Raw genomic sequence first — 13,277 nt, forward strand, 5'->3', positions numbered from 1 at the left:
CAGGTGACCGCCATGAATCCAAAGGAAAACTACCTGCACGAGTTCTTCAGGATCTTTTTCGCCAACAAGCAGTTGGTGAAACGAGTATTCCTGGTCTTTGCAGTGATCGCCGTGGTCTTGCCGCTGATGCTCAAGCAGAGCTTCGATATCACCGCCCAGGTGATCGTGCAGTCCAAGAAACTCTCCCAGGGGGATGCCACCAGCACCCTCAATCAGGAGAACGCGTCCTTCATTCCGCCGTCGCTGGCGGACATGGAGACCGAGAGCAATATCTTGCGTTCGCCGGCCTTGATCCGCCAGACCATCGGCCAGTTGCGCGAAAAGGGTGAGTACACACCGCCCGTGAGCGTCTTCAACAAACTGCTGGTGCAGCCGTTCAAACGGTATGTCAGCAATCCCGTTCGCGAGCAGGTGATCAACCCGCTTCGCAGCATGCTGGGGCTGCAGACCGATCCGGTACGCGACACCGAACTCGATGTCCTCACGCAGGAAGCGTCCGACGCCCTCAAGGTTGAAACCTTGCCAGGCTCCAACGTGATCTCGATTGTCTACAGCTTCCCTGACCCGGCCCAGGGCACCCGCTTCGTCTCCGCCCTGCTGCAGAACTACCTGGTCAACCGCCAGGAAATGCAATCGATCGACCTGCCGCAGAGCTTCTACGAAACCAAGAAGTTGCAGTACCAGGTGCGTCTCGATGGCCTGGAAGCCAACCGCCTGGCCTTGCTCGAAAAGATCGGCTCGTCCGATCCCAAGGAAGAAATCACCTTTCGCCTCAACGCGATCAACACCGAGGAGCAGGCGCTCAACCTGTATCAGGACCGGTTGCTGCAAAGCCAGCGCTGGCTCGAATACCTGAAAACCAACCTGGCCACCGCCAACAACGCCCGGTTCAACGACTACACCTTCCCCTACACCTTCACCACCACGGTCGACAACGTCGCTTTCGAAGACCGCGAGATCAAGCAACTGGGTGAGCAACTGACGACCCTGGTCAGCCGCTACATGAGCGACCTGGCGATCTTTCAGCCCAGCAGTGAGCCGATGCTGCTGGCACGAGAGCAAATCACCCGCACCCGTGGGCAGTTCTTGAAGATTGTCAGCAACCGGATTCAGGAGCGCACCAGCGACCTGGCGACGATCAGTTCGGTCATCGACCAGAAAACCGCGCGCATTGCCGAGTTCAAGAACCGCATCCACCAGTTGCAGGAAACCCAGAGCAAGCTGCGGCAGATGGACACCGAGATCGATGCGCTGCATGCGGCGTTCTCCACCTATGCCCAGCGCTTCGCCGAAAGCAGCACCGCGCGCGCGCTGGACAACGACCTGTCCAACGCCCGGGTGCTCAGCCCGCCGTTCGAACCGACTGAAGCTGCGTTCCCCAAACCGCTGCTGATCATTCCGTTCGGGCTGTTCACCGGTCTGCTGCTGGCGATTGCCCTGGTCTACGTGCGTGAGTTCTTCGACCACCGCTTCAAGCACCCTGCGCAAATCAGCCATGAACTGGGCTTGCCGGTGCTGCTGGTGCTCAACGATCAAAGCACCCTGCCGCACAATCCGCACAAGAACTGGAGCGTTCCGGCCCTCGTGCATTGGGTGCGCAATTGAACGCGGCGCTCGGCACCACCCGCGACCTGCCGATCATTCATTTGCTCAGCAGTGGCGGTTTCTATGGCGCCGAGCGGATGCTGCTGGACCATTGTCTGGCGACGCCGGGGCAGCACCAGGTGCTGTTTCTCGATGCGCCGCCAGAGCTGATCGCGCGTTTTCGCGAAGCAGGCGTCGATTGCCTCGGCTGCACAGGCCTGGGCGGGTTGCTGGGGCATTTGCGCCAGCGTCGGGACTCGCGGCCACTGATCAATACGCACAACTTCAAGGGCCTGCTGTTCGGCTGGGTCGGCGCCACGCTGTTGCGCCTGCCCCTGGTGATCACCCAGCACGGCTTCACCCCGCGCAGCCGCAAGCAGAAGTTCTACACCTGGCTGAGCCTGCAACTGTGCCGCACGGCTTCGGTGGACCGGGTGGTGTGTGTCGCCGAAAGCATTGCGGCGCTGCATCGCCAGGCCAACGTGCGCATGGACAAGTTGCAGGTGATCCCCAACGGCCTGCCGGCGGCCAACGACCTGCTGCCGCACAGTGGCGCACGTCAACGCTGGCTGGCCGGTTACGTCGGGCGCCTGAGCAGTGAAAAAGGCCCTGACCTGTTTCTCGATGCGCTGATCCCGTTGTGTCAGCAGTATCCGCAACTGGATGCGGTGATGCTCGGCGACGGGCCGGAGCGGGAAAGCCTGCAGGCGCGCATCGACGAGGCGGGCATGCAGGCACGCATCACGTTGCCGGGTTACCAGACCGACATGCGCGCCTGGTGGCGGCAACTCGATGCGCTGGTGATCAGCTCGCGTACCGAAGGCACGCCGATGATTCTGCTCGAAGCGATGCAGGCCGGCGTGCCGGTGGTGGCCTTTGGCGTCGGCGGGATTCCCGATGTCCTGCAGGACCGCCACAACGGCCTGCTCGCAGCGCCCACCGACAGCGCCGCCCTCGCCCGACAAATCGGCACGCTGGTGCGAGACCCGGCACTGGCCGGCGAGTTGATCGACAACGCAAAACGTACGCAACGGGATCGCTACGACCTCAAGGCCCTGGCCGAACGCTGGTCGCAGCTTTACATCCGCACTGCACGGGAGGCACGCGCGTGATTTTTCCACTCTCGATCGTCAGTTTGCTCGGCCTGGTCTGCCTCGGTTTGCTGGCCAGCCCCTATCCGTACCTGGCGCCAGGCGCGGTGCTGGGCCTGGTGGGTGTCGCGGTGCTGTACCGCAAGCCGGCCTGGGGCCTGCTGGGCATTGTCGCCATCCTGCCGTTCGAGGGGTTGTTCAAGGACAACGCGTTATCGGGCTCCAAGTTCCTGGGGGCCTCGCTGGCGCTGGTCCTGATGCTGCAACTGGCGATTCGGCAACTGCCGGCGGATCGCCTGCGCAGCAATATCTGGCACTTGCTGGTCGGTTTCATGCTGCTGTACCTGCTGAGCCTGTTGAACACCGACGACATGGGCATCTCCCTGGGCCACCTGCGCGAATTGAGCGTCGGCCTGATTCTGTTTGTCATCACCCTGCTGGTGGCGCGTGAGTTGAACCTCGACATGTTCGCCCGGCTGGTCGCCATCAGTGTCGCGGTGACCTGCGCCATGGCCATGTTCTCCACCAAATACCAGGACGCGGGGCGCGCCTCCGGGCTGCTCAAGGACCCGAACAACTTTGCCCTGCTGATCGCCTTCGCCGTGCCCATGGCGTTGTTGCTGGTGGTGCGTAGCCCAAACCTGTTGCACCGGTTGTTCTGGGGGGGCTGCACCCTCCTGTTGCTGGGCGGCATGACCAAGACCGATTCCCGTTCGGGGCTGGTGGTGTTGTTCCTCAGCCTGTTGATCGGTGCGTGGCATTACCGTGCGCAGTTGCCACGCATTCGCCCGCGCCACCTGGGCTTTGCCATGCTCGGCCTGGCGATTGTGATTCCGCTGGGGCTCTATGCGATGCCGGCCGGTTACGTGGCGCGTATCCAGTCGCTGAGCATCCTCAGTTCCGGGGCCAAGAGCCAGGACCCGTCCCTGGGTCGTCGCGCCTCCTACATTGTGGTCGGCAGCGCGATGATCGCCGAGAACCCCTTGCTCGGCACCGGCCCCGGCACGTTCCCGCTGCACTACGCCACCACCGGTTACGCCAAGGCTTTTTCCATCAAGGGCGAGACGCAAGACCTGTACCGGCGCGCCCACAACACCTACCTGGAAATCTTCAGTGAACTGGGGATTCCCGCCGGCCTGATGTTCGTCGGCATGCTCGCCCTGGGCTTGTACAACCTGCTTCGCGCCCGCCGGGCCTGGCTGTTGCGCGGGGACGCAGCGCGGGCCGATGTGATGACCCACCTGAGCATGAGTTTTCTGTCGTTGACCTTGTTCCTGATGTTCCTCAGCGCGCCGAACCACAAGTACCTGTGGATCATGCTCGCGTTGACCAGCGTGCTGCGCACCAAAGCCGAAGAAGCCCCGTTGACGGAGGTCAGGGCATGAACCGCATCAGTATCGTCATCCCGATGTACAACGAAGCCCGGCACATCGCCCGGACCCTGTTTGCGGCACAACATGCCGCCGATGCGGCCAGGGTGGAATGCGAGTTGATCGTGGTCGACAACGGCTCCGACGACCAGGGCCCGCACATCGCCCGGCAGTTCGGCGCCCAGGTGCTGGTCCTGCCAGGCCTGCTCATCGGCGCATTGCGCAATCGCGGCGCGGCGATCGCCCGGGGTGAATGGCTGGCCTTTATCGATGCCGACGTCGAGATGCCCGAGAACTGGTTCGAGTTGCTGTTCGACCTCGAATCCGCCGGCCAGGCCGATGTCATGGGGCTTGACCTGCACACCCCGGCCGAAGCGCCGTGGTACGCCGATGCCTGGCAGCGCCGCACCTTGCGCCCCGATTCGCAGCCGTTGCATGTCGTGCAATGGCTGCCCAGTTCCAACCTGCTGATGCGCCGTCGCTGGTTCGACAAGGTTGGCGGTTTCAATGAACAGCTGCGCACCGGCGAGGACAAGGAACTGACCATGCGCCTGGCCGATGCGGGCGCCAGGCTGCGCTCGGTGAACCAGAGCGTGGCACTGCACTGGGGCTACGAAGGCAGTTGGCGCGAATGGATGGGCAAGGAGCTGTGGCGCCAGGGCAGTCATCTGCAACTGCTGCGCACCCACGGCCCAAGCCTGCGCTTGCTGCGTTTTCCGCTGCTGTCGATGGCCGCCTGGGGGATCGACTTCCTGGCCATTTCCGCCCTGCTCGACGGCTTCCCCCACCATGGGCTGCTGATGCTGTTGCTGACCGTCCTGCCCGCCCTGGGCCTGAGCCTGCGCCAGAGTGCCAAACACCACGACATGCGCCTGACCCTGCAACTCTGGGGGCTGCACTGGGTGCGCCTGCACCTGGCGGGTGCCGGATTCATCCTCAGCCTTTGTCATTGGAATGCCAGGAGGCCCGCCCGTGGCTGAATTCATTTTCTGGTTGTGCCTGTTGCTACCGGTCTACGCCTACCTCGGCTATCCCCTGTTACTGACGTTGCTGGCACCCTTTTATCGGGCACCGCGTCATGGGCCGGCTCAACCGATGGACGTGAGCATCGTGATTGCCGCACACAACGAGGCGCGGCATATCGAGGAAAAACTGCGTACCGTGCTGGCCCAGGATTACCAGGCCCGCTCGCTGCACATCATCCTCGCCAGTGACGGTTCGACCGACGACACCGTGGCCTGCGCCCGCAGGGTCGATGACCCGCGCATCAGCGTGCTCGACCTGACCCGCCAGGGCAAGGCGGCGACGCTCAATGCCGGGGTCGCGATCAGCAGCGGCGAGATCCTGGTGTTCACCGACGCCGACAACCAATGGTCCGGCGACACCCTCGGCCATCTGCTCGCACCACTCAACGACCCGCAGGTCGGTGGCTGCGCCGGGCACATGGTGATCCCGGTGACCGGCAAGGGCCTGAGCATTGGCGACAGCCTGTATCGGCATTACGAAGGCTGGCTGCGCTACGTGGAAAATCGCACCGGTTGCATGGTCTCCGCCGACGGCGCATTGCTTGCCCTGCGCCGCGAGTTGTTCCAGAACGTGCCGGCGGAGGTCAACGACGACTTCTTTATCAGCACCTGCGCCCCGGCGGCCTTCAAAAAGATTGTCTACGTGCCCCAGGCCCGGGTGATCGACCAGGGCGTGGACGAAGCCGACAAGCAGTTCCGCCGCCGTCAGCGGGTCACGGTCGGCGGCCTGCAAAGCCTGGCCCAGCGCCGCGAGCTGCTCAATCCGCTGACCCACGGCCTGTATGCGATTGCCCTGATCAGCCACAAGCTGATCCGGCGACTGGCGCCGATCCTGTTGCTGCCGTTGCTGCTGAGCAATTTCTGGCTGTGGGAAGAGCACGACTTCTATCGCCTGAGCCTGATCGCGCAACTGCTCGGCTACACGGTGGCCATTGCCGGCCTGCTGGATTCGCAACACCGCTTGCCCAAACCCTTTCGCCTCGCCGCGTTCCTTCTGGTGACCCTTGCCGGGATGAGCATTGGCCTGTGGCAGTTCCTGCGCGGTCAGCGTTACGCCCAATGGAACCCCGAGCAAAATCGATGAGAGGCGCGTGCCATGGCGATCAAGCAACTGTTAAAACGCACCAGTGGCTGGCTGTACCTCAATTCCCCGGTCGGGCGCAATCAACTGCACGGCGCCGGGGTGATCCTGATGCTGCACCGGGTGCTGGCCAGCGACCGGGCCGCCGCACTGCCCCATCGCAATGAACTGTGCGTCGGGCCAAAGGCATTTGAACACCTGCTGCTGTGGTTGAAGAAACACTTCGACTGCGTGCCGCTGATGGACATTCTGCAACCCGGCACGCCGCGCTCGGAGCGGCCGAAAGTGACGCTGACCTTCGATGACGGCTGGCGCGACAACGCGGTGAATGCCTTCCCGTTGCTGCAGCAATACCAGGTGCCGGCGAGCATTTTCCTGTCCACCGATTTCATCGGCAGCCGCCAGCGGTTCTGGTGGGAAAGCATCGGCGAAACCCTGTGGAACAGCCATGGCGAACAAGCACGCCGGCATCTGATCGAACGCTTGCAGCTCGCGGGGCGTCCGCTGCCGACACTGTGCGATGACCCGCACGAGCAGCGCCGCAGCCTGGCGTTGCTGAATTTCCTGCAGAGCCTGAAGACCCTGGCGCCGCCGGACCTCCATCGCCTGACCGACGACTGCGCGCAGGAGTCGTTGCCCCAGGCGCTGGACTGGCAGCAGGTGCGTACGCTCGAAGCGTCCGGCCTGGTGCGCTTCGGCCCCCACGGTGCCAGCCACGCGATCCTCACCGGTCTCGACGATCAACGCCTGGACGAAGAACTGAGCCGCAGTCGCGACGCGCTCCTGCACGGTTGCAACCGGCCGTTGCCGGTCTATTGCTACCCCAATGGCGACAACGATGCGCGGGTGCGTCAACAGGTGGCCAGGCAAGGCTTCCCGTTTGCCCTGGGCACCGGCACCGGCCTTTATCGCGGGGCCGAAGATCCGCTGGCCCTGCCGCGCTTCGGCGTCAGCCAGCGTACCGCGCGCAATCCCGAGTTGCTGTCCTGGCGTATCTACCGTGGGGCACGTCCATGAGTCGCAGCCACTACCTCAAGCATCTGGCCCTGAGCATGGGCACCAAACTGGCGATGATCGCTTTGCGCCTGCTGCGCAACGTGCTGCTGGCGCGGATTCTCGGCCCCAGCGAACGCGGCCTGTTTGCCTTGCTCAGCACCCTGCCCGACCTGATCAGCGCGGCCACCAGCGGCGGCTTGAACTCCGCGGTGGGTTATCAGGCGGCCAAGCAGCGACCGATGGGATTGCTGCTCAGCCAGGTGCTGGTGTTCGGTTGCCTGCTGGCGGCGTTGCTGACCCTGCTGGTGGTGGCGCTGACCCGCGAGTTCGGCAGTGAACTGGACATCACCACGCAATTGGGCCTGCTCGCCTGGCTGTTGCTGCTGGCGGTGCCGCTGACGGTGCTCAAAAGCGGTTTGCTGACCTTGCACAACGCCTCCGGCGGCGTAGTCGCCTTCAATGCCTTGCGCCTGATCGAATCGCTGGTGCCGCTGTTGCTGTTCCTCGCCTTGTTCTGGATGTGGCAAAGCGCGGCGCTGGAAGCGGCGCTGATCAGTTGGCTGGCGGGCATCAGCCTGGTGGTGCTGGTCGGTTGGGTGTGGCTCAAGCGCAACCAGCCACTGACCCTGCAATGGGACCGCGCCAGCCAGAACGAACTGCTGCGCTACAGCGCCCGCAGCCATCCGGACCTGCTGTTCCAGCAAGTGATCCTGCGCTCCGACTACCTGTTCATCGGCGCCCTGCTCGGCAGCACCGCGCTGGGTCACTACGCCATGGCCAGCGCCGCCGCCGAGTTGTTGCTGATCGTCCCGGAAGCGGTGACCACGCCGCTGATGAAACGCCTGCTGCAACAGGAAGAAGGCATCGACAAAGTCACGCCGCTGGCCTTGCGCCTGACGGCCACGGTGATGCTCGGCGCCTGCCTGAGCATGGCGCTGATCGGTGAATGGCTGATCGTCACGCTGTTCGGCGTGGCCTACCAACCGGCCTATCCGGCATTGCTCGCCCTGCTGCCGGGCCTGCTCGGGCTGTGCTACGCGAGCATCCTGCGCCTGGACTTGCTGGGCAAGAATCGCCCGGGTTCGATTTCGTTGTTGATGGGCCTCGGTGCCCTGCTCAACCTGGCGTTGAACCTGGTGCTGATCCCGGCCTACGGCATCGTCGGTGCGGCGGCGGCCTCGTCCATCGCCTACCTGGCGGTGACGGTCGCCCTGCTGGTGATGTATTGCCGCCTGAGCCAGGTGCCGTTCTGGCAAACCCTGATCATCCTGCCCAGCGATATCGCGCCGATGCTGCTGGTATTGCAACGGAAGTCGGCATGAAGTATTTCGCGCTGCTGGTGAGCCTTGGCCTGAGCGTCGACGTCTACGCCGGGCCGATGCGCTGGGCCGATATCCGCGACGGCAGCCTGTACCTGCAAACGGATCGCCCCGACACCCTGAGCGTGCAATGGGTGGCGGCGTGGCAGGCCGGGGCCAACGAAGAACATCTGTATCTGCTCGATGGCCAGGGCAAGCTTGCGGGCGAACGGGCGATTGCCGCCGCCGAGACCCAGGGCAGCCAGCGCTGGCCACTGGCACCGGGTGCCAGCAGTTATCGCCTGGAGATTCCGGGCTACAGCTTCCGCCGCTACCGCGTGGAACACGATGAGCGCACGGTAGCGCTGTTCGCTCCGGCCAAGGTGCATTTCAGCGCGGAAACCCGTGACGGCGACGAGCTGTATTTCAAGGTCGCGGCCGGCGAACACGCCGTCCTCGCCGGCAAGTTCCACGATGGCGTCCAAGCCCTGCAAACCCAGCGCGTGGGCGACGGCAAGCAACTGACGTTGCCCCTCAAGCCCTACCGCGCCTATTGGCAATTCGACAAGGCCGAACTGCCGGTCGCCGACAGCGACCAGGTCTGGCGCCTGCGCCTGCAAGGCAGCGGCAAGGCGGCGTTCTGGCTCGATGGCACGGCCAATCTGTTCGCGCAGAATCCGCAACAGCTCAAGCCGCTGCGCGAGGACGATGGCCGGACCCGGTTGACCCTGCACAAGGACCTGCTCGGCAACACACCGAACCTGGGCATCGCCCTGCCCTACGTGATGCCACCGCCCGCCAGCTTTGCCGTGCTCGATGCGCTCAAACCGCAGGCGGCGACTTACTACAGCCTCGTCGACATCATGGCCACGCGGCCGCACTACGAAGACGCGTTCCGTCGCCTGTACCAGGAGCGGTTCGGCATCACCCAGGACATCACCCTGTTGGCTGGCAGCCAGCGCCAGGCCGAACTGCGCGCCGACAGCACCAGCCATGGCGGCCTCGAGGCCTGGCTGGCCGCGACCCGTGCCCTGGGCGGCAAGGGCACGCACTACATCGGTTTTGCCGACGAGCCGAACCTCAATTACCCGGACTACGCCAGTTTCCAGACCCAGTTCAACAGCATGGCCCGGCAGGTTCGCGGCAACCCCGACAATGCCAGGGCCGGCGTGCGCATCGCCATTCCGGCCAGCTCGCGTTTTATCAACGGCCCGTTGTCCGACCACGCCAGCGAGCGGCGTGGTATCGATTGGGCCCGGCGCTTGCTCAAGGACAACGGCGAGCAGATTGACGCCCTGGCCTGGCACGAATGGATGATCCGCGACCTGCTCGCGACCCGCGTCTACCGCGACAGCGTGCGCCGTGCCGCCGAACTGGTGGGGCTCGACGCCCAGGGTCGGCCGCGCAAGGCCTTGTTGCTCGACCAGACCAACATGTCCAGCGGTGCCAGCCTCAGCCCTTACGATCAGGAAACCCACTACGCCTCGCTGTGGTGGGCCTCGGTGGTGATCAACGCGTCCCAGGACGGCCTGCTCGACATGCTCGGCTGGTTCCAGGCCGCGGACGAACCCGAGTACCCCAAGGGCATGCTGCGGGTGCTCGGCGATGATCATTTCGAACTCAAACCCGTCGGCCTGGCCCAGCAGTTCATCCAGCAACACTGGCTGCACCAGGTGGTGCGCCTGGACAACGATGCCTTCGAAGTCGATGCGCTGGCCATGGCCGATGACCTCAAGCGCACGCTGCTGGGGGTGAACAAGGGCACGCGTTTGCAGCGTGTCGACCTCAACGGTGTGGCCTGCCCGCTGGGCAAGGGCGCCCTGCGTTACTTCGGTGCTGACAATCGCAGCCGCGACGCGCCCTTCAACTGCCGGGACGGTCGCGTGAGCTTCGAACTGCCCGGGCAAACCCTGTTCGCCCTCAGCTGGATCGCCTCATGACCGCCCTCTTGTGCTTGGCCGTGTCGGCATTTCGCCGCGCGCAGGAATCACTCCACTCACGGGCAATCCCGTCAGGAGCCAACAACATGAGCGCACTGCACAAACTCAGCGAACACATCAAGCGAAGAGGCCTGAGCGCCACCCTGAAAAAAATCTGGAAGCACTTCGTGTTTTCCCACCACGAACTGCTGTGGATGGAGCGTGACCTGGTCAGCCCGGTGCCACCGCACAAACTCAAGGCCTACCCGCCGCTGCGGGTCGTCAGCATCACCCCGGAGAACGCCGTGGCCTTCACCCGTCACTTTGGCGACCGGGTAGAGACCATGGCCGAACTGGCCCGCGAGGGTTACACCGGGCAAATGCACCTGGACGACAAGGGTGACGCGGTGGCGTTCATCTGGGGGGCCGCCCGCAACTATCACGACAAGCACTACTACGGTTGCTGGTTCCCGGTGAAGCCAGGGGAGTTCTTCGAGTTCGGTGGCGAACTGGCCAGGCCCTACTGGGGTACCCGGCTGTCGATGGACCTGCAAACCGAGCTGTGGAAAGCCATGCACGCCCAGGGCTGCAACAAGGTGGTGGACGTGTGCGAGTGGCACAACATCCCGGCACTCAAGCTGCATATACGCACCGGCTACAGCGAACAGGGACGGATCATGAACATCTACAAACTGTTTGGCCGCTGGCGCTTCTTCCGCGAAACACGCTACACCGGCTCGCGCCTGGAAACCTTGCGCAAACCGGTGCGTGAACCTGCCACTGCCGAGGCGACGTGATCCCATGACGCTACGATTCGAATGGCACACGTCGCTGTGCACCCACGACTTTCCCGCGGCGGCTTACGAAACGTTGCGCCAGTGCGTGACGGACCACACGCCGTTCAACACCCTGGCCTGGCTATGCGCATCGGAACAGGCACTCAAACCCGGCGAGCAGTTGCACGTGCTGCTCGGCTGGCAGGGTGACGAACTGGCGCTGTGCCTGCCGCTGGTGGCGTCCGTGGAGCGCTTTGCGCGTGTGCCATTTCGTGTCCTGCATCATTTGGGCTATCCCCTCGCCGACCGCCTCGCGCTGCTGACCTGGCTGGACGGCGACGCTTTAGGCAAGGCACTGACGCAGATCCGCCAGCGCCTGCCCCATGCCTTGCTGCAATTGAACGAACTGGCCGGTGCCACGGCCCAGGCCCTGGCACCGTGGCAGGCGCTGAGTTCGACCGCCGAACAACGCCTAGGCTGTCGAGTGCCGGTGCACCTGATCAGCGAAGCCGACCATCAGGAAGTCTCCGGCGATCCGCGCTACAAACTGCGCCGCGCACGCAAACGCATCGCCGCCTGTGGCGCCCGGGTGCGGCGGATTACCCCCGACGCGTTGACCATGGGGCCGCTGTTGCAGGAAATCAGTGAAGTCGAAGCCGTGAGCTGGAAAGGCGATGAAGGGGTCGGGATCTTTTCCGATGCACGCCATCGCCAGTGGATGGACCGCGCCTTCACCGCACTGGCCGCCCGCGGCCTGGTACGCGTGGTGGTGCTGGAACTTGAGGGGCGCTGCATCAGCTATCGCCTCGGCTTGCTGGAACAGGGTCGGCTGTACGACTACAACCTGGCGTTCCTGCCGCAATATGCCGACCTGGGCAGCGGCCGGGTGCTGCTCGAAGAGTGGATTCGCTGGGGCCTGGAAGACCACTGGGAGTGGATCGATGCGTCACGGGTCAGCCTGGAAAACTCCAGCCATCAACTGCACGAACGCATGACCGGGCAACTGGAACACTGGCGCTGGAGTTTTTACTCCTGGCGCCCGAGCGGTCTGGTGCTGGGGCTGGCCTTGCGGGTCTGGCAACGCTTCAAACCCCGATTGCAGCAATGGCGTGCCCGGCAAGCAGCGGCTGCAGTCGCCACCCCGGCGCCCGTCGCGACACCGGCTGTCAAAACACCTGCGCCTACGGAAAAACTCAAGGAGGCTGAACATGCCCCGGCAAGTGATAGTCAACGCTGACGACTTCGGCCTCAGCGCCTGCGAAAACGCGGTGATCCTCGGCGCGTTCCAGGCCGGGCTCATCAGCTCCGCCACCGCCATGGCCAACATGCCGGCGTTCGAAGCGGCCTGCGTCCTGGCCCGGCACCCGTTGCTCGAAGGCCGCATCGGCCTGCACTTCAACCTGACCTACGGCCGCCCGTTGAGTCAGAGCATTGTGCAGCGCCCGACCTTTTGCGACGGTGCCGGCGAGTTCGACCTCAACCTGCGCCGCACCCGCCTCTGGCTCGGGCGCCGGGATCGCCACGCCGTGCTCGAAGAACTCCAAGCGCAGTGGCAACGCTGCCTGGACAACGGCTTGCGCCCCAGTCACCTGGACTCCCATCAACACGTGCACAACATCTGGCCGATCGGCGAAATCGTCGCGCGCTTCGCCGCCCGCCAGGGGGTGCCCGTGCGTCTGGCGCGCAACCTGGGGCAAAACCTCAGCCTGCCCAAGCGCGTGTTCAAGGACCTGCTCAACCGTCGCCTGAGCCATCTGGCCGGCACCACCGCCGACTACGTGTGCACCCCGGTGGATCTGCGCAACGGCGAGCCGCCGCCCGACGGACTGCTGGAAATCGTCGCCCACCCGAACCGGCTCGGCGCCGACTTCGGCGATGCCTACCTGGAACCGGGAGAGTCCTTGAGTGCGTTGCTGGAACAGCGTTTGCCGGGTGTGCCGCGGGTGGCCTATACCGCTCTGGAGTAACACCGACCCCCTGTGGGAGCGGGCTTGCTCGCGAAGGCGTCAGTTCAGGCACCCATGATGTTGCCTGACACTGCGCCTTCGCGAGCAAGCCCGCTCCCACAGGTTGTACACCTTGCAGTCGGCTGTTTTCCTCGCGAATACGTCCGGGATGAGCAGCTTTTTGACGCCTG

11 protein-coding genes are annotated in these 13,277 nt (G+C 64.3%); all 11 read left to right on the plus strand.

Features of this window, described 5'->3' with window-relative positions; translation table 11 throughout:
* Positions 1-12 precede the first annotated feature (12 nt).
* Positions 13-1,605: a Wzz/FepE/Etk N-terminal domain-containing protein gene (locus KW841_RS26685; protein ID WP_218480346.1), complete on the plus strand. Its 1,593-nt coding sequence runs from the start codon at positions 13-15 to the stop codon at positions 1,603-1,605.
* Positions 1,602-2,696: a glycosyltransferase family 4 protein gene (locus KW841_RS26690; protein WP_218480347.1), complete on the plus strand. Its 1,095-nt coding sequence runs from the start codon at positions 1,602-1,604 to the stop codon at positions 2,694-2,696. The genes KW841_RS26685 and KW841_RS26690 overlap by 4 nt, the downstream gene beginning before the upstream one ends.
* Positions 2,693-4,060 (plus strand): O-antigen ligase family protein, encoded by a 1,368-nt coding sequence (locus tag KW841_RS26695; protein ID WP_218480348.1) that lies wholly within the window; start codon positions 2,693-2,695, stop codon positions 4,058-4,060. Before KW841_RS26690 ends, KW841_RS26695 begins: the two co-directional genes overlap by 4 nt.
* Positions 4,057-5,025, plus strand: a complete 969-nt coding sequence (locus KW841_RS26700; RefSeq protein WP_218480349.1) for a glycosyltransferase family 2 protein — start codon at positions 4,057-4,059, stop codon at positions 5,023-5,025. The genes KW841_RS26695 and KW841_RS26700 overlap by 4 nt, the downstream gene beginning before the upstream one ends.
* The gene (locus KW841_RS26705; RefSeq protein WP_218480350.1) at positions 5,018-6,154 is read left to right on the plus strand and encodes a glycosyltransferase; all 1,137 of its coding nucleotides are present in this window, start codon (positions 5,018-5,020) and stop codon (positions 6,152-6,154) included. The genes KW841_RS26700 and KW841_RS26705 overlap by 8 nt, the downstream gene beginning before the upstream one ends.
* 12 nt (positions 6,155-6,166) lie before the next feature.
* Entirely contained in the window at positions 6,167-7,168 is a 1,002-nt protein-coding gene (locus KW841_RS26710) for a polysaccharide deacetylase family protein (RefSeq protein WP_218480351.1), read from the plus strand.
* On the plus strand, positions 7,165-8,469 hold the full coding sequence (locus KW841_RS26715; RefSeq protein ID WP_218480352.1) for a lipopolysaccharide biosynthesis protein: 1,305 nt from the start codon (positions 7,165-7,167) through the stop codon (positions 8,467-8,469). The genes KW841_RS26710 and KW841_RS26715 overlap by 4 nt, the downstream gene beginning before the upstream one ends.
* A complete protein-coding gene (locus KW841_RS26720) occupies positions 8,466-10,385 on the plus strand; it encodes a hypothetical protein (protein WP_218480353.1) in 1,920 nt (639 codons plus the stop codon). The genes KW841_RS26715 and KW841_RS26720 overlap by 4 nt, the downstream gene beginning before the upstream one ends.
* Positions 10,386-10,471: 86 nt before the next feature.
* Positions 10,472-11,161, plus strand: coding sequence for an N-acetyltransferase (locus KW841_RS26725; RefSeq protein ID WP_218480354.1), 690 nt, complete (start codon positions 10,472-10,474; stop codon positions 11,159-11,161).
* Between the two features lie 4 nt (positions 11,162-11,165).
* The gene (locus KW841_RS26730; protein ID WP_218480355.1) at positions 11,166-12,377 is read left to right on the plus strand and encodes a GNAT family N-acetyltransferase; all 1,212 of its coding nucleotides are present in this window, start codon (positions 11,166-11,168) and stop codon (positions 12,375-12,377) included.
* Positions 12,349-13,107: a ChbG/HpnK family deacetylase gene (locus tag KW841_RS26735; RefSeq protein ID WP_218480356.1), complete on the plus strand. Its 759-nt coding sequence runs from the start codon at positions 12,349-12,351 to the stop codon at positions 13,105-13,107. The genes KW841_RS26730 and KW841_RS26735 overlap by 29 nt, the downstream gene beginning before the upstream one ends.
* Positions 13,108-13,277: the final 170 nt, after the last annotated feature.

This window comes from Pseudomonas sp. PDM28 (assembly GCF_019219115.1).
GTDB lineage: Bacteria > Pseudomonadota > Gammaproteobacteria > Pseudomonadales > Pseudomonadaceae > Aquipseudomonas > Aquipseudomonas laurylsulfatiphila.